Origin of the sequence: Thermosulfurimonas sp. F29 (assembly GCF_019688735.1) — a bacterium.
Taxonomy (GTDB): Bacteria; Desulfobacterota; Thermodesulfobacteria; order Thermodesulfobacteriales; family Thermodesulfobacteriaceae; genus Thermosulfurimonas_A.
In genome coordinates, this window is sequence record NZ_JAIFYA010000003.1 from 365,132 (window position 1) to 381,315 (window position 16,184).

A 16,184-nucleotide genomic window follows, 5' to 3' on the forward strand; every position below is an offset into this window, starting at 1 on the left:
TTATAGCACCACTTCCCGCCTTTAAAAACGGCAAAATCTCCCTCCCCACTTTAAGCTGAAGCACATCCATCCCGTTAACCGGGAATGAGGGGGCGGGAAAACTTTTCTTTACGGAAATGCCGGAGTATATTCTGACTTATGGACCATTCCCAGCGGAGAAGAGCGGCCGAACTTTTTACGGAATTCTTCAAGATTGTACTTGCGGGAGTGGTTATAGGCGGTCTCTGGAAAGGTAGAGCGGATGTGATTCTTGCCGGATGTGTCGGATGTTTTGCTGCCGGTTGGTTGGCTATTATTCTGAGCAAGGAGGTAGAGGAGTGAATGTTTTCATATATTTAACTGTTTTCGTAGTGATTTTCGGGTTATCGGTACTCGTTTATGATAGGCTTACCTCGCGAAAACCGGCAAATTGACCCTGCTATGCCCGTTAAAGACCCTTTCGTGGGGGTGCCTCCTGAGGGAGCACCCATTGCGTTGTTATCAGAGGTATAACCCGGAGGTACCCCTCCATCCCGTTAACCGGGAATCAGGGCTGCCTTGCCTTTTCGGGAAAAGCGATTAATTTTAGCTCAAATCCGGAAAGGGGGTTTTGTCATGCGGGAAGCGGTGGAAGCGGCGCTGGCCAAGGTAAGGCCCATGCTCCAGGCCGACGGGGGAGATGTCGAGCTGGTGGAGATCACCGAGGACGGGGTGGTAAAGGTACGCCTGCGCGGGGCCTGCGGGGCCTGTCCCATGTCCCAGATGACCCTCAAGATGGGCATCGAGCGTTTCCTCAAGAAGGAAGTCCCCGAAGTGAAGGCCGTTGAGGCCGTGATGTAAGGAGGAGGGCTATGGCCCGGGTCACCGTTGAGGATTGTCTGGAGAAGGTTCCCAATCGTTTCAAACTCATTCATCTCACCGTGGAAAGGGTGAAACAGCTTCGCAAAGGGGCGAGACCCCTGGTGGAATGCGACAACAAAGAGATCGTTACCGCCCTTCGGGAGATCGCGGCGGGAAAGGTGACCTTCGAAAACATAAAAGATCTGGCCAGGGAGGCCGAGGAGTTTTCCATATCCGATCTCCTCGAGGGCAAGGCCTCCGGTGAGGAGTCGTGAAAAAGGACTACTATGCCATCCTGGGAGTTCCCCGCAACGCCACTCAGGAGGAGATCAAAAAGGCCTATCGCCGTCTGGCCCTGAAGTATCATCCTGATCGCAATCCCGGCGATCGGGAGGCCGAGGAGAGGTTCAAGGAGATCTCCGAGGCCTACGAGGTCCTTTCCGATCCGGAAAAACGGGCCATATACGACTCTCAGGGAATGGCCGGGCTTCACCGGACCGGTTTTCGCGGTTTCGAGGATGTGGAGGACATCTTTTCGGCCTTCTCGGACCTCTTTGAGGAGTTCTTCGGTTTCGGCTTTAGGGAGAGACCGGGGCGCAGACCCCGCCCGGGGGCGGACCTCTCCTACGAGCTGACCCTCACCCTGGAGGAGGTTTACTCCGGCAAGGAGGCCGAGGTTACCCTGGAGAAGTACGAACGCTGCGAGACCTGCGGGGGCTCGGGGGTCGCTCCCGGGGCCCAGCCCAGATACTGTCCGGTCTGCAAGGGTCGGGGGCACATCGTTCATTCCGAGGGATTTTTCCGGGTGAGCACCACCTGCCCTAACTGTCGCGGGGTGGGCACCTATGTTTCCGACCCCTGTCCCCGCTGCCGGGGTGAGGGCAGAGTCTGGCGGCGCAAGAGGTTGAAGGTAAAGATTCCCCCGGGAGTGGATGAGGGCAGCGTGGTGCGGGTGCCCGGAGAGGGGGAGGCGGGGCTCTACGGTGGTCCGGCCGGGGACCTCTACCTCCGCATCCGTACCAAGCCGCACGACTACTTCCGCCGCGAGGGCAAAAACCTGCACCTGGATCTGATCATCGGAGTGGTGGACGCCATCCTGGGGGCCGAGACCGAGGTGCGTCACCTCTCCGGCGAGAAGATCAGGATCGAGATCCCCCGGGGGAGCCAGCCCGGCGATCGCCTCCTCATAAAGGGAAAAGGGCTACCGGATCCCCGGGGAGGAGAGCCCGGGGATCTCATTGTGCACCTGGAGGTGCGGCTTCCCGGCCGGGTGAACCGCGAACAGGAGGAACTCCTCCGGCGATTCGCCGAACTGGAAAAATCCCGGGGGCCTGAGGTGAAGGGACGCCGAAAAAAGAGCTTCTGGGAAAGGCTCTTCAGGGAGACGGAGAAGTGAGCTTCACGCACCTTGCCCCTGACGGAAGCGCCCGCATGGTGGATGTGTCGGAAAAGGCCCCCACGGTGCGGGAGGCCGTGGCCCGGGGACGGGTTCTACTGGGCGAGAAGGTCTTTCCCCTGGTGAGGGATCGGAACCTCCCCAAGGGGGATCTCTTCGGGGCGGCCCGCATAGCCGGGATCCTCGCGGCAAAAAGGACCTGGGAACTCATCCCCCTGTGTCATCCCCTTCCCCTCACCAGGATCGAGATCAACTTCGCCCTGAACGAAGAGTCCCGGAGCCTGGAGATCGAGGCCCGGGTGCGCACCGTGGCCCAGACCGGGGTGGAGATGGAGGCCCTTACCGCCGTGTCCGTGGCGGCCCTCACCGTGTACGACATGTGCAAGGGGATTGACAAAGCCGTCCGGATTACGGATATTCGGCTGATAAGAAAGACCGGGGGCAAAAGCGGGGAGGTGATCCTCGAGGAAGGAGGACTTTATGGATCCCAGGAAGCTTGAGCACTTCAAAAATCTCCTCATCGAGAAGAAAAAGAAACTCCTTGCCGAGGCGGATCGCACCTTTCACGCCCTGGAGGGGGGCGCGGAACACCTGGCGGATCCCACCGACATCGCCACCATGGAAAGTGATCTCGGCTTTGAGCTGCGCCTGCGGGATCGGGAGCGCAAACTCATAAAAAAGATCGACAGGGCCCTGCAAAAGATCGAGGAGGGGTCTTACGGAATATGTGAGGCCTGCGGGGAGGAGATCGAGGAGAAGCGTCTCGAGGCCCGTCCGGAGGCCACCCTCTGCATCCGGTGCAAGCGCGAGCAGGAGAGAATGGAGAGGTTGCGCGGGGAATAGACCTTGCCGGAAATTCGTGAGGATCCGGTAAGCGGGAGACTGGCCCTGGTAGCGCCGGAAAGGGGCCGGCGTCCCACCGACTTCCGGGTTCCGGAGGAAAAGACCGAGACCTTCCGCTGTCCCTTCTGTCCGGGGAACGAGGAACTCACTCCTCCGGAGATACTGCGCCTGCCCCCGGAGGGGAACTCCTGGAAGGTCCGGGTGGTGCCCAACCGCTACCCGGCCCTCCACCCCGAAACCGCCTACGCGGAAAGCCACTCTCCCTTTTACCGGAGAAGTCCCGGAGCGGGGCACCACGAGGTCGTCATCGAGACCCCCGATCACGGAAAACCCCTTCACGAGTTTACCCCGGAGGAGGCGGACCTCCTTTTTCAGGCCTTTTTTCTCCGGGCTCGGGAATTTGCGGCCGAGGGGCGCTGGCGCTATGTCCTCCTTTTCAAGAATAGGGGACGTCGGGCCGGAGCCTCGCTCAGTCACAGTCACAGTCAGATCCTGGCCCTGCCCTTCGTGCCGGGCCTGGTGGAACGGGAAATGGTCCGGGCCGAGGCCTTTCTCAGGGAAACCGGCGAGTGTCTCTTCTGCCGGCTCGTGCGGGAGGAGGCCTCCGGACCGCGAATTCTTGCGGTGGACGAACACTTCGTGGCCTTTCAGGCCTTTGCTCCCCGCCAGCCCCTGGAGACCTGGATCGTCTCCAGGATCCACGGCCAGACCTTCTGGGAGATGACTTCGGATCTGCGCCTCGAGTTCGTCGCCCTTCTTCTCCGGATCCTCCGGGCTCTGGAGGCGACCCTCCCCGGACTCCCCTACAACTTCTTTCTCCACACCGAACCCCTGGGATCCCCTGCCCTTCCCTTTTTTCACTGGCACCTCGAGCTGGTGCCGGCCCTCACCCGGGTGGCCGGCTTCGAGTGGGGGGCCGAGGCCTACATAGTGCCCGTCCGTCCGGAAGAGGCCGCGGCCTTTCTGCGTCCGCTTATAAAATGACCCCGGAGAGGTTCCGGCGGGAGGTGCGGAGGATCGTCCCCGGGGCCACGGAGGAGGCCGTGGAAAGGCTCCTCGCCTTCGCCCGTCTCTTAGCGGAGTTCGCCCATCCCCTGGGTCTCGTCGGCGAGAGGCGGGCAAAACGCCTCCTTTCCGAGCACCTCCTGGACGCGGTGTTTCTGGTGCCCCACCTCACCGGAGGACCGGTGGCGGACCTGGGAAGCGGTGCCGGGCTTCCCGGGATGGTGCTGGCGATAATGCGGCCGGAACTGGAGGTGTGGCTGGTGGAGCCCCGCCGCAGGGCGGTCTCCTTTCTGGAATATGCCCGGGCTACCCTCGACCTTCCCGGGGTCCGGGTGGTGCGGGCCCGGGCCGAGGACACGGAGGTGCCGCGAAACTACTTCGCCGCGGTGACGGCGAGGGCCGTGGCCGATCTCGCCAAACTGTGGAGACTTTCCGAACCGCTCCTGAGGACCAACGGGATCCTCCTGGCCCCCAAGGGGCCGCGGGGTGAAGCCGAAATCCGGGAACTCCTGCGGCGAAGACCCGACCTGGGGATCGAAAAACACCCCTACCGCACCACCGGCCCCAAGACCCTGCTACTGATAAAGGTGTTCAAAGGGTCTCCCAGTTGAGGCAATTGGGGCAGACCCAGGTAATGGCGTTGCAGGAAAAACGCTTCTGATCCTGGGAAAGGCAGACCTGACACACCGAAAAACCGCAGCGCCGGCACCTCCAGAGAAGAGGACGCGGCTCGCCGCAGAAGTCGCACACTCCGGCCCCGTATTTGGGATTTCCCGACCTAAGCCCCGCCTCTGGCCTTGAGTTTCGCATCGTGCGCCGCTATCCTCCGGATCTTCTTTTCTATCTTTTTAATCACCCCCGGGCTCTGAATCCAGGGATGGAATCGGGCGTAGGCGGAAAGGAAGTCCCTTTCGAAGTCCGGGGAAACGGGCCCCAGGACCGTTCTGGCCGAGTAAAAAAGCTCGGCGAGATCCTTGACGATCCATCGTATTCTGGGCCTTTCGGACCGGCGCACCCTCTGGAGGTCGATGAGGACGAGCCGCCCTCCGTCCCAGAAGAGGTGACAGAGGTAGAAGTCCTGGTGAGAAAAACCCTCTCCGTGGAAACGGACCGCGGTCTCCACCAGAACCGGAAGGATCTCCCGGTAGGCCTCGGGACTTCGGCGCAGGAGGTCCTCGAGACGCTCCCCGGGGGCTCCGACGAAGAGGCTCAGGGCGCGGCGGGGGCGCCAGTTCCTCTCCAGACCGAAGGCCACCGGCTCCGGCACCCCGAACCCCCGGCGGGCCAGCTCCCGTGCCGCCCACCACTCCCTCTCTGCACCGGTGCGAAATTCCCGCCACCCGAAACGAAAGTAACGCTTGAGGTAAAGGGGACGACCCGCAAGCTCGAACCTGAGTATCTCCCGATCGGTCTTGCGCTTGAGAGGGGGAAAAGAGGTCTCCCACAGGGCCTCAAAGGAGGCCAGCCCCACCGCCTCAAGGACCTCCCGCCAGTTCGGTTCAATCTCGAAAATTCTCATGCCCCGAGAGCCCGCACATAGACCTTTAGTTCTTCTATAGCCTCCCAGTCCGGATCGGGAAAGGCCGGAAACAGGGAATTGTTATGAAAAAGGGGGTCCTCGGAAAGGGGATAGCGGGAACGAGTTTCGGCCTCCTCAAAAAGGGGCGTTCCGGGCACCGGGGAATACTCGGCCAGGATGGGGCGGGCCCCCACCGAGGCCACATACTCCGCGGCCTCTCGCACCTCGAAAAGACTCTGCCCCGGAAGGCCGAAGAGCAGATAAACCCCTATTTCCTCCCGGCGATAGCCGGCCTCCCGGAGGGCCGCCACCGCCGCCTCGAATTCCTCACGGCTTACCTTCCGGTCGTAGCGGCGATCCAGGGTCTCTAACCCCAGACGCACGGTTACGAAACCGGCCCGACGCAGCAAACGGGCCACCTCCGCGGAAAGAAATCGGGCGTGAAGGGCGTTGGGGGCGTGAAAACGCACCGCAAGCCCCCGCGAAAGGACCCTCTCCAGAACAACCCCCAGGTGCCCCTCGAAGTCCACCAGCAGGGCGTCGTCGTAAAAGGCAAAGTCCCTCACTCCGTATCGTTCGTGCCAGAAGAGAATTTCCCGAAAGACCTCCTCCGGGGGGCGTCTTTCAAACTCCGGGAAAAGTATTCCCGAGGCGCAGTAGGCGCAACGAAAGGGACATCCCCTTCCGGTGAGAATCACCGCGTAGGGAAGTCTTCGCTGCAGGTCGAAAACCGGATAATCCCGGGGAGACGGTTCTCCCCCGGGTTCAATCAGGTTCCGGATGCGGGAGAGGATGGCCTCTTCCCGGTGTTCGGCAACGACTTCCGCGTCGGGGAAACTCCGCTGGGCGTGATCCGGACAGAGCCGGGCGTAGATTCCCCCCAGAAGGATAGGGGTCTTCGGAAAATGCTTCCGGAGGAGGCGATAGGCCGCAAGGGCCCCGGGGTACCAGTAGGTCTGGAGGCAGGTGAGGAGGATGAGCCGGGGCGGGGCCAGGCTCCGCAGCTCCTCTTCGGCCAGCGCCGGGGGGATACCGTAACGGGCGAAGGTGCGGGGGACCTCTCCCAGGTGCGCGGGCCGCGGGATCACCTCCCGGTAAAAATGGCCGGTGCCGAAGGCTTTTCTCCGGGGACGACGGGGCAGCTCCGGATGGAAGGGATCCAGGAGATCCAGAAGGGCCACCCGGTAGCCCCGGGTCCGCAGGAGCCCGCCCAGGCGCAGGAGTCCGTAAGGCCTGAGCCACAGGTCATAGGCGGCAAAATCGTAAATCCAGGGATTGACCAGGAGAACATCCACTTTCCGTTTAACACCCCCGGCAGGGATTGGACTCTACCTCCAGATTGTATTAGCATAAGGCGGGAAACGACCATGTCGATACTGCGCCCGGACTTCAGACTCGAGCCCTCCTCGTGTTATGTGGATGCGCGGTGTCCGCGCTACAGGGTGGTGGTGCCGGCGGAGGAGGACCTCGCTCCGCTCATGCCCTACCTTAACGCCGCCGCCCGGGTGGTCTATTACGATCCCGGGGAACCGGTGCTGATCTTCCGGCTGGGACGCTACAAGGTGGCGGTACGGCGCGATCATGTGCAGGTGGCGCCGGTGTCTGACCTTGAGGAGGGGCGCCGGGCCAGGGACGAGGCGGAGGCCTTCCTTGAGGAAATCCTCCGGCGGCGGGGAGAAATTCAGCCCCGGTTCGAACCCCGCCGCCTTCCCCCGGCCCTGACCATATACCGCTATCTCCCCCGGACCAATTGCGGTCGCTGCGGGGAACCCTCCTGTCTGGCCTTCGCCGCCAAACTTTCCTCCGGTGAGGCGGAACTCAAAGACTGCCCTCCCCTTCAGGAGGCCCCGCACTCCCGGGATCGCCGGAAACTGGAAGAACTCCTGGGTGAGGGCTAACTCACCTCCACCTTCACGGGCTCGCTAATCCAGGTCCCGTGAAGATTACAGTTCTCCACCGCCTCCAGAACGGCGCTTTCTTTCAGTCTAATCCTGAAGGTGGCCACAGAGGCGAGAGGACCTCCCTCGGGAAACCTGACCTCCGCTATCTTCCGACCATTGCATAAAAGGGCTATCCAGGTGATCCAGTGCGTTGGAGTGGAGGGATGCTCCACAAGGTAACCCACCCGAACCCTAACCTCAAACCACTCCCCGGCCTTCACCCGCAGAGGAACCTCCACCCCGGGAACATGCTTCTTTTCAAGCAGGGAAGGATTGCGGGGATTGCGCAGACGCAGATAATTCTTCTCCCCGGCCCGGGCGGGAGGGGCCACCCCCACCAGGACCAGACCCGCCAAACCCTTAACGAAAGCTCGTCTCTTCATCTGATCCCCCAAAAGCTTTTTTAAATTATATCTCTTCCAATTTCGAGGATAGCCTTTTTCCGTTCCTTGTCAATTCACTAGATTTTGTTAGGTTTTGAAGGAAAAAAGCGGGGGTAGGAATGTGTCCGAGATAGATCGAATAAGAAAACAGGTATTAAGGACCCTGAAGCTCGGTCCCAAATCTTTCTGGGAACTTATCAACTATCAGGATGGCCACATCGCCGTCTTCTTTGAGGTCGTAAACCGGCTCCTGGAAGAGGGGCTGATAGGTTACAGGGACTACAGATTTCACCTTCGAAAGGAGGTCCCCTACCGGCCCTTTGCGGATACCGTGTGTCGCACCTGCGGTCTGGGGGTGGAACTCAGGGGTTTCTGGGAGGACCTTTACCGGCGGTTCATGGAGGTTACCCGGGATCGCCCCCTTCCCACCAGCGATTACGACCAGGGTTTCGTGCGCCCGGTGGACACCGTGCGCCGGGTGGCCTACATCTACCAGCGCGGCGACCTGGAGGAGGCCGAGATCTTCATCCTGGGCGACGACGACCTCCTCTCCGTGGCCATGGGACTCACCGGGATGCCCCGTCGCATCGTGGTGGTGGAGATAGACCGGCGCATCAACCGCTTCATTCAGGACTTCGCCCGCCGGGAAAACCTCCCCTGGATCGAGGTTTACGACTACAATGTGATTGAGGCCCTTCCCGAAGGCCTGAAACGGGCCTTTGATGTCTTCGTAACGGACCCGGTGGAGACGAAAAAGGGGCTCAAGCTCTTCGTGGGGAGGTGTCTGGAGGCCCTCAAGGGACCCGGGGCGGTGGGCTACATGGGCTTCACCCACCGGGAGGCCTCCCTGCGCAAGTGGTTCGAGTTCGAAAAGTTCATCCTTTCCGCCGGGCTGGTGATAACCGACATCCTGCGGGACTTCGCCATCTATCCGGAAAGGGAGAATCAGTGGGAGCACTTTTACGATACCTACGAGATCATGAAAAAGCTGGAGCTACCCCTTCCGGAGGTGGACTGGTACAAGAGTTCCTTCGTGCGGTTTGAGGTGGTGGAGGGGCCGCGGGTGCCGGAATTCGAGCCCCCAAAGGACCTGCGGGAGCTTTACTTCGACGAAGAATCCTGGGCCACCCCGCTTCCCTCCTACCTCAAGGAGAATTCCTGAGGCGTACGCGCACGGCCTCGGCGTGAGCGGAAAGGCCCTCGGTCTCGGCAAGCGTGAGCACCGCGGGGCCCTCGCGTCTCAGGGCCGCGGCCTCGTAGGAAAGCAGACCGGTCTTCTTTAGAAAGACCGAGACCGAGAGGGCGGAGGTGAACCGGGCCGCCCCCAGGGTGGGAAGCACATGGTTGGGGCCGGCCACATAATCGCCCAGGGCCTCCGGGGTGTGGTGCCCCAGGAAGACCGCCCCGGCGTTCCTTATCCGGGGAAGCAGGGCGAAGGGATCGGCCACGGCCAGCTCCAGATGCTCCGGGGCCACGCGATTGGCCAGATCGATGGCCGATTCCAGGCTCCGGGTCACCACCAGCCCGCCCCGTTTTCTGAGGGAGGCCTCGGCCACCTCGCGTCGGGGAAGGCGGGGAAGGGCCCCGGCGAGGGCCTCCCTCACCCGGCGAGCCAGTCGCCACGAAGGGGTTAAAAGCACCGCCGTAGCCAGGGGGTCGTGCTCGGCCTGGGCCAGCAGATCCCAGGCCAGGTGTTCCGGAGGGGCCGACTCGTCGGCCACGATGAGGACCTCGCTGGGACCGGCCACCAGATCCACCCCCACCTCCCCGTAAAGGAGTTTCTTGGCCACGGTGACATATATGTTGCCCGGGCCGGCAATGACCGAAACCGGAGCGATGGTCTCCGTACCGTAGGCCAGCGCCCCTATGGCCCAGGCGCTTCCCACCCGGTAGATCTCCGTGACCCCGCATTCGGCCGCGGCCACCAGCAGGGCCGGATGCAGTCTCCCCTCCCGATCGGGGGGGGAGACCATCACGATACGCTCCACCCCGGCCACCCGCGCCGGCACCGCGGTCATGACCACCGTGGAGACCAGAGGGGTCTGGCCACCGGCCCCTCCGGGCACATAGAGCCCCGCCGAGGCCACCGGGCGCACCATCTGTCCCAGAAAGACCCCCTCCCGGGTGAAGAACCAGGATTCCTCCCGCTGTCTTTCGTGAAAGGCCCGCACATTCTCAATGGCCAGCCGCAGGGCGGAGAGAAGTTCCGGAGAGACCTCCCGATAGGCGTTCCGGATCTCCTCCTCGGATACCCGGAGTCGATCCGCGGTAAAGTCCGGACAGTCAAAACGCCGGGTGAAGTCCACCAGGGCCTCGTCCCCCCGGCGCCGCACCTCGGAGAGGATCTTCCTCACCGAGCGCTCGACGCGCAGAGGGATCCTCTCACCCCGATGGATCAACCTTTCCAGAAACCGCCTCCCGGCCCGGGATTCCTCCCTGAAAATCCTCATGAATACCTCCACACCTTGACCGATCTTTCGGAATCTCATACCATGCTCTCCAACCGGAGGGAAGGATGGAGATTTTCCTGCGCAACCTGATCCTGGCCCTCTTTCTTTTGACCTCGGTGCCGGCTTTCGGGACGGTGGCCATCCTCATAGCCCTGGTGGAAAAACGCAAGGTTCTGGCCCATCGGGTGGCCTGGCTCTGGTGCCGGATCGTGCTCCGGATCTCCGGGGTGAGGATCGAGGTGGAGGGACTGGAGCGTCTGGATCCGGAAAAACGGTATGTATTCTTCGCCAACCACCGGAGCCAGATGGACATCCCCGTGCTGGAGGAGGTCCTGCGCCCCTTCGAAATCCGCTTCCTGGCCAAAAGGAACCTCTTTCGAATCCCCTTTTTCGGCTGGGGGCTTTCGGCCCTGGGCTACATCCCCGTGGAGAGGGAGGATCCCCGGGAGGGTCTCAGGAGCCTCATCGCCTGTGCGGAGAGGGTCAGGGCCGGCTACTCCGTGGTGGTCTTTCCGGAGGGGACCCGCAGTGCGGACGGGCGACTGCTACCCTTCAAGACCGCGGGGTTCCTCATCCCCATTCGGGCCGGAGTGCCGGCGGTGCCGGTGGCCATCCTGGGCACGGAGAAGATCCTGCCCAAAGGAAAACTTATCGTGCGCCCCGGAAGGGTGCGGGTGATAATAGGGGAGCCCATCCCCACCCAGGGGCTGAGCAGCCGGGATAAGGAGAAACTCGCCCGTAAGGTGCGAAACTTCGTGGAAGGGTTCATTCCCCCCGCAGGGCCATGAGAAGGAGTCTCTCCACCAGCTCCTCGAAGGAGAGACCCGCCACCCCTGCGGCAAGGGGCAGCAGACTGGTCTCGGTCATGCCGGGAATGGTATTGGTCTCGAGTAGATAAATCTCTCCCTCCATCGCGATCATGTCCGTGCGGCTGTAGTGCCTGAGCCTGAGGGCCCGATGGGCCCTCAGGGCGTATTCCCGGGCCCTCGCGGCAATGTCCTCCGGCAGGTCGGCCGGACAGATCTCCCGGGCCGCTCCGGGGGTGTACTTTGTCTCGTAATCAAAGTACTCGCATCTTTCCGGAATGATCTCCACCACCGGGAGGGCCTCCTCTCCCAGGACCCCCACGGTGAGCTCCCGCCCCCTGAGGAAACGCTCCACCACCACCTCGTCGTCCAGGGCAAAGGCCTCCGCAAGGGCCCGGGGGAGATCCTCCGGGCCCTTAACCACCGATAGTCCCAGGCTCGAACCCTGGGTGGCCGGTTTCACCACCACCGGAAAACCGAGACTCTCGCAGAAGGGCGGGATCTCGTCCTGTCCTTCCCGGGAAAAACACCTTCCGGGCGGCACCGGAAGCCCCGCGGTCTGATAAAGGAGACGGGAAAGCCCCTTGTGCACGGCCAGGGCCGAACCCAGCACGCCGGCCCCCTGGTAGGGAAGGCCCAGGGAATCCAGGAAACCCTGGATGGTTCCGTCCTCCCCCCCGGGTCCGTGAAGCACCAGGAAGGCGGCGTCGAACTCCCGGGCCCTTGCGGCAAGTTCGGGAAGATCCCCCGGGGGGTCGAAACGCACCACCTCGTGCCCCAGAGCGCGCAGGGCCCGCTCCACCGCGGCCCCGCCCTTTAAAGAGACCTCTCTTTCCGGGGAGATTCCCCCGGCGAGTAAAGCCACGCGGTAAGGCATCCTCGCACATCCTCCACCCGATTTAAACGCAGAACTTCTTCCGGACCGAAGGGAAGAAACCGGAAGATCCGCCGCTCGAGGAGCCTGGTGAGTTCCTCCAGGCGCCAGATGCGCACCCAGGAGGAGGGCCTCCTTCCGTAGCGTTCCCTGAGGTCCACGAAGCGTTCCTTCAGGGTGACGATCTCCTCGTGCCGAACCCGTTTGTCCGCATAGTACACCAGTTCGTCGGCCCTGATGGGGGTCCCCGGAGGCCCGGGTTTCAGAAAGATGTGGTTCCCCACCACCTCGGCTACCTCGGGGAACCCCAGAGCGCGAAGCCTCCGCCGGGCGCTTTCGGCGTGATTCTCCCCGGTCCGCAGGGAATGGTGCTTGGTGAGATCGTGAAGCAATCCTCCGGCCGCAACCAGAAAGACATCCAGGGGCTGACCCGCCCGAACCAGCTCCCGGGCCAGGAAGACCCCTACCTGCGCCACCCGCTCACAGTGACGCACGATGTGCCGGGGAACCCCCTCCCGCGCAAGCAATTCGTAGCACTCCTCCAGGGTCGGAATCCTCCCCATGTCCTCTTTCCTAACAGAATTAAGGCCTTCGGGGAAGCCCCCGCCTAACCCCCGAAGCCTCCGCCACAAAATCTCGAGGGCAAAATCAGACGAAATAGGCCGAAAACGGAAGGAAGCTTTCCCCTCCTGAAAGTGCAGAACCTCATTTGTGATTAACAAATGTCTTATAACCCGGTCTAAATTTTAGAAGGCAGATTGGACGATGTAGCCTGTATTTCAAAACAACGCAACTTAACCGTCGATGTAATCGGTAAAAAAAGTCCCCTCGCCGTTGAGGGTTAATTTCCCCTATCCGGTCTTTTCGGTTTTTGCCTTTCCTCCCCCCTCGGGTTAATAAGTTAGGGACCGTTTCGCACGGCTTCGGAGGGAGTTATGGCAGGATTGTGGCCAAAAATAAAAGATATTCTCAGGGAAAAACTCCCCGAACCCGCCTTTCGGGTCTGGATCGAGCCCCTTTCCGCGGAGATAAAGGAAAACACCCTGGTGGTTCTGGTGCCCAACGATTTCACCCGGGAGTGGGTGGAGGAGAACTACCTGGATCTCCTGCGGGAGGCCGCCCGTGAACAGGGGCTGTCCCGGGTGACCTTCCGGGTGGAGGAGGTCTCTCCTCCCACCCAACTCACCCTCCCCTACGAGCCGGCCCGGGTGCTGGGCCGCCGGCTCTCCCGGAGGTTCACCTTCGAGGAGTTCGTGGTGGGAGACTGCAATCGGCTGGCCTACAGGGTCTGCCGAAGGGTCACCGAGGACCCCCGGGGCCAGATCGTTTACCTCACCGCCGAAAGCGGTCTGGGGAAAAGCCACCTCTCGCAGGCCGTGGGAAACGCCCTCCTTTCCGAAAAGAAGGAGGTCAGGGTCTGCTACCTCACCGCCCGGGACTTCACCGCCGGTCTGATCCGGGCCCTGAAGGGCGGCCAGATGGACGACTTCAAGGACCGGCTCTGGAGGGCCTGCGACGTCCTGGTCCTGGAGGAGGTGCACCAGCTTCCACCCCGGGACTTCACTCAGGGGGAACTAGCCCTGGCCCTGGATCACCTCTACGAGGAGGAGAAGGCGGTGGTCTTCACCTCGGTGAAGAAACCCCACGAGCTCTCCCATCTGGACTCGGCCCTGCGCTCGCGGTTTTCGGCGGGGATGGTGGTGCGCATCAATCCGCCGGACTACGAGACCCGGCGCAACATCATTCGCCGCAAGGCTCGCCGCCAGGGGCACGAGTTCCCCGAGGAGGTGGTGGAGTTCCTGGCCCGGCACCTCCGGGGCGACATCCGGCAGATCGAGAGCGCCGTGGTGGGGCTCATCGCCCGGGCCAGCATCCTCCGGGAACCGGTGAACCTGACTCTGGCCCGGGAGCTGGTGGCCGAAATTCTCCCTCCCCAGGGGACCGATCCGTTCTCGTTGGTGATCGAGCTGGTGTGCCGCAACTTCCGCGTCTCCCCGGAGGAACTCCTGTCCCGATCCCGGAAAAAACGCGTGAGCGAGCCCCGGCAGGTGGCCATGTTTCTCCTGCGCAAGTACACCGACCAGAGCCTTTCGGCCATCGGGCATCGTTTCAACCGGGATCACGCCACGGTGCTCTACGCCATCCAGACCGTGGAAAAAAAGATGGCCTCTTCGGATCGCTTCCGGTATCAGATAGAATACCTGGAAAAGGAGCTTGAGGAGCGTTTCGGCTTTGAAGAGGAGGCTCAGCAGGGCCGCCCGCAGAGCCCTGCGAAGGCTGCTTAGGGATCGCTTTCTCGAGGAAGAAGCCGCGTGCCTGGCCTACGCCTACGACGCTTCGGGGCTGATTCGGGTGCCCGAGGCGGTGGCCCTCCCGGAAAACACCGAGGAGGTCTCCCGGATCCTGACCCTGTCCTACGAGGAGGAGTTCCCGGTGACGCCCCGGGGGGCCGGCACCGCCACCACCGGAGCCCCTCTGGCCCCGGAGGGGGGGTTGGTCCTCTGCCTTTCCCGCATGAACCGGATCCTGGAGATCAACCCCGAGGACCTGGTGGCGGTGGTGGAACCCGGAGTGGTGAACGCCCGCCTCAAAGAAGCCCTGGCCCGGAGGGGACTCTTCTATCCGCCGGATCCGGCCAGTTTCCGCTTCTCCACCATCGGGGGCAATGTGGCCACCTGCGCCGGAGGGCCCCGGGGTCTCAAGTACGGGGTCACGCGGGACTATGTGTTGGGGCTCGAGGCGGTGCTTCCGGGGGGTGAGGTTCTCTCCCTGGGCGTGAGGACCCTCAAGGGAGTGGTGGGTTACGACCTCACCCGGCTCCTCGTGGGCTCAGAGGGGACGCTGGCGGTCTTCACCCGGATTACTCTCAAGGTGCTCCCGCTTCCTCCGTCCCGGGGGACCCTCGCCGCGGGATTCACCGACGAGGAGTCGGCGCTTTCGGCCATGCAGGAGGTGCTTTCCCGCGGCGTGCTTCCCGCCGCCGCCGAATTCATGGATCGCGTCACCCTCTCGGCCACCGGTTTCCCCGAAAGGGAGGTGCACGGACTGCTTCTTTTTGAGTTCGACGGCCCGGAGGCCGCCGTAAAAGAGGATCTCGAACGCACCCGGCACCTCCTCGCCGGGAAGACCCGTTTCCTGAAGGAGGCCCGCGGAGCCGAGGCCGAAGGACTGTGGGAGATACGCCGGGGAATTTCTCCGGCCCTAAGGAAACTGGGGGCCCGGCGCTTCGCCGACGATGTGGTGCTCCCCCGATCCAGGCTCTCGTTCTTCCTGAAGGAGGTGCGACGGCTCTCCGCGGAGACCGGTCTCACCGTGGCCTGTTTCGGCCACGCCGGCGACGGGAACCTCCATGTGAACATCCTCTTCGAGCCGGAGGCGGAACCCCGGGCCCGAACCCTGCGGGAAAAAATCCTCTCCCTGGTGCTCGAACTCTCGGGAACCCTCTCCGGCGAACACGGCGTGGGCCTCACCAAGAAGGCCTATCTCCCCGCCGAAGTCCCCCCCGCAGGACTCTCCCTCATGCGAGAGCTGAAACGACTCTTCGACCCTAAAGGCCTCCTCAATCCGGAAAAAGTCCTCTAGTTTTTGTCACTTTTCCCTTTTTTCGCCCATAATTTAGGTATGGCCCAAACACAGGAGGATTTTCCGGGGGAGAGAAGGCCCCTTCTTCCGCACCCTGCGGATACCGGCGGTGTCAGGCCTGCTGCGAGGGGCATCCCTTTTCCCTGATTTTGGGTCTCAGGAGGGGACCACCGGTTGCGGGGTGGAGCGGGCCGAGAACCTCGACCTCTAGGCCGAAAAGCTTTTCCCTGTGCGAAAATGGGCTGAAACGCCCCAATGGCCAAGTAGCGTGGACTGATCCGGAGCCCGGTAGGATAGCCCCCGTCAGTTTTCCCGAAAAAGCGAGCTATAAATCTCAGATTTCTAGTAATTTACGGACAACAAAATTGCTTGAGGATACCAAAATTTCGGGTTTTATCTTGACAACCCACGGTAATGTGGATATAGGTTTGGCGGAGGTTCGGGACGTAGCGCAGCCTGGCAGCGCACCCGCTTGGGGTGTGGGGGGTCGGCGGTTCAAATCCGCCCGTCCCGACCATTTTTATTTGTAAAAACTCACAAAACCAGGCCCTGGCCTGGGGGGAGGTG

At 62.3% G+C, this 16,184-nt stretch carries 19 protein-coding genes and 1 tRNA gene; 13 read left to right on the forward strand and 7 right to left on the reverse strand.

Translation table 11 applies throughout. From position 1 onward, the window contains the following. Positions 1–594: 594 nt before the first annotated feature. The 7 genes from K3767_RS10250 to rsmG are packed head-to-tail and all read left to right on the forward strand — an operon-like array spanning position 595 to position 4,674. Positions 595–819 carry a NifU family protein gene (locus K3767_RS10250; RefSeq protein ID WP_221173487.1) on the forward strand — a complete coding sequence of 75 codons (225 nt, stop codon included), beginning with the start codon at positions 595–597 and terminating at the stop codon, positions 817–819. An 11-nt stretch (positions 820–830) separates the two neighbouring features. Continuing rightward, positions 831–1,094, forward strand: coding sequence for a DNA-directed RNA polymerase subunit omega (rpoZ, locus tag K3767_RS10255; protein ID WP_221173488.1), 264 nt, complete (start codon positions 831–833; stop codon positions 1,092–1,094). Continuing rightward, entirely contained in the window at positions 1,091–2,215 is a 1,125-nt protein-coding gene (gene dnaJ / locus K3767_RS10260; RefSeq protein ID WP_221173489.1) for a molecular chaperone DnaJ, read from the forward strand. Before rpoZ ends, dnaJ begins: the two co-directional genes overlap by 4 nt. Continuing rightward, positions 2,212–2,715, forward strand: a complete 504-nt coding sequence (moaC, locus tag K3767_RS10265) for a cyclic pyranopterin monophosphate synthase MoaC (protein WP_255592391.1) — start codon at positions 2,212–2,214, stop codon at positions 2,713–2,715. Before dnaJ ends, moaC begins: the two co-directional genes overlap by 4 nt. Continuing rightward, the gene (dksA, locus tag K3767_RS10270; RefSeq protein ID WP_221173490.1) at positions 2,696–3,058 is read left to right on the forward strand and encodes an RNA polymerase-binding protein DksA; all 363 of its coding nucleotides are present in this window, start codon (positions 2,696–2,698) and stop codon (positions 3,056–3,058) included. The genes moaC and dksA overlap by 20 nt, the downstream gene beginning before the upstream one ends. 3 nt (positions 3,059–3,061) lie before the next feature. After that, entirely contained in the window at positions 3,062–4,042 is a 981-nt protein-coding gene (locus K3767_RS10275; RefSeq protein WP_221173491.1) for a DUF4931 domain-containing protein, read from the forward strand. A 23-nt stretch (positions 4,043–4,065) separates the two neighbouring features. Further along, positions 4,066–4,674: a 16S rRNA (guanine(527)-N(7))-methyltransferase RsmG gene (gene rsmG, locus K3767_RS10280; protein ID WP_221173492.1), complete on the forward strand. Its 609-nt coding sequence runs from the start codon at positions 4,066–4,068 to the stop codon at positions 4,672–4,674. Here rsmG and K3767_RS10285 read toward each other — a convergent pair. From K3767_RS10285 to K3767_RS10295, 3 genes are read right to left on the reverse strand one after another with little or no spacing between them, the layout of a single operon-like run. Next, positions 4,655–4,873, reverse strand: a complete 219-nt coding sequence (locus tag K3767_RS10285; RefSeq protein WP_221173493.1) for a hypothetical protein — start codon at positions 4,871–4,873, stop codon at positions 4,655–4,657. The two genes, rsmG and K3767_RS10285, sit on opposite strands and share 20 nt — an antisense overlap. Beyond that, positions 4,842–5,582 carry a lipopolysaccharide kinase InaA family protein gene (locus K3767_RS10290; protein ID WP_221173494.1) on the reverse strand — a complete coding sequence of 247 codons (741 nt, stop codon included), beginning with the start codon at positions 5,580–5,582 and terminating at the stop codon, positions 4,842–4,844. Before K3767_RS10290 ends, K3767_RS10285 begins: the two co-directional genes overlap by 32 nt. Next, the gene (locus tag K3767_RS10295; RefSeq protein ID WP_221173495.1) at positions 5,579–6,877 is read right to left on the reverse strand and encodes a radical SAM protein; all 1,299 of its coding nucleotides are present in this window, start codon (positions 6,875–6,877) and stop codon (positions 5,579–5,581) included. The genes K3767_RS10290 and K3767_RS10295 overlap by 4 nt, the downstream gene beginning before the upstream one ends. 72 nt (positions 6,878–6,949) lie before the next feature. Between K3767_RS10295 and K3767_RS10300 the strand changes: the two genes are divergently transcribed. Further along, positions 6,950–7,480: a (Fe-S)-binding protein gene (locus K3767_RS10300; RefSeq protein WP_221173496.1), complete on the forward strand. Its 531-nt coding sequence runs from the start codon at positions 6,950–6,952 to the stop codon at positions 7,478–7,480. On the opposite strand, the gene K3767_RS10305 is transcribed toward K3767_RS10300, so the two are convergent. Beyond that, positions 7,477–7,905 carry a desulfoferrodoxin family protein gene (locus K3767_RS10305; RefSeq protein WP_221173497.1) on the reverse strand — a complete coding sequence of 143 codons (429 nt, stop codon included), beginning with the start codon at positions 7,903–7,905 and terminating at the stop codon, positions 7,477–7,479. The genes K3767_RS10300 and K3767_RS10305 overlap by 4 nt on opposite strands. Positions 7,906–8,026: 121 nt before the next feature. Between K3767_RS10305 and K3767_RS10310 the strand changes: the two genes are divergently transcribed. Beyond that, on the forward strand, positions 8,027–9,067 hold the full coding sequence (locus K3767_RS10310) for a bis-aminopropyl spermidine synthase family protein (RefSeq protein ID WP_221173498.1): 1,041 nt from the start codon (positions 8,027–8,029) through the stop codon (positions 9,065–9,067). Here the strand turns inward: K3767_RS10310 and hisD are convergent. Beyond that, positions 9,051–10,355, reverse strand: coding sequence for a histidinol dehydrogenase (gene hisD, locus K3767_RS10315; protein WP_221173499.1), 1,305 nt, complete (start codon positions 10,353–10,355; stop codon positions 9,051–9,053). The two genes, K3767_RS10310 and hisD, sit on opposite strands and share 17 nt — an antisense overlap. 65 nt (positions 10,356–10,420) lie before the next feature. Here hisD and K3767_RS10320 point away from each other — a divergent pair, with 65 nt between their 5' ends. Next, positions 10,421–11,143: a 1-acyl-sn-glycerol-3-phosphate acyltransferase gene (locus K3767_RS10320; protein WP_221173500.1), complete on the forward strand. Its 723-nt coding sequence runs from the start codon at positions 10,421–10,423 to the stop codon at positions 11,141–11,143. Here K3767_RS10320 and K3767_RS10325 read toward each other — a convergent pair. Continuing rightward, a complete protein-coding gene (locus K3767_RS10325; RefSeq protein ID WP_221173501.1) occupies positions 11,121–12,038 on the reverse strand; it encodes a D-alanine--D-alanine ligase in 918 nt (305 codons plus the stop codon). The two genes, K3767_RS10320 and K3767_RS10325, sit on opposite strands and share 23 nt — an antisense overlap. Further along, positions 11,978–12,598: an HD domain-containing protein gene (locus K3767_RS10330; protein ID WP_221173502.1), complete on the reverse strand. Its 621-nt coding sequence runs from the start codon at positions 12,596–12,598 to the stop codon at positions 11,978–11,980. The genes K3767_RS10325 and K3767_RS10330 overlap by 61 nt, the downstream gene beginning before the upstream one ends. 372 nt (positions 12,599–12,970) lie before the next feature. Here K3767_RS10330 and dnaA point away from each other — a divergent pair, with 372 nt between their 5' ends. From dnaA to K3767_RS10345, 3 genes are all read left to right on the forward strand, one after another. Continuing rightward, positions 12,971–14,320, forward strand: coding sequence for a chromosomal replication initiator protein DnaA (dnaA, locus tag K3767_RS10335; RefSeq protein WP_221173503.1), 1,350 nt, complete (start codon positions 12,971–12,973; stop codon positions 14,318–14,320). Then, complete coding sequence (locus K3767_RS10340) at positions 14,268–15,617, forward strand: FAD-binding oxidoreductase (protein ID WP_221173504.1); 1,350 nt, start codon at positions 14,268–14,270, stop codon at positions 15,615–15,617. Before dnaA ends, K3767_RS10340 begins: the two co-directional genes overlap by 53 nt. A 440-nt stretch (positions 15,618–16,057) precedes the next feature. Then, positions 16,058–16,134 (forward strand) — tRNA-Pro (locus tag K3767_RS10345). The last annotated feature ends 50 nt before the right edge of the window (positions 16,135–16,184 follow it).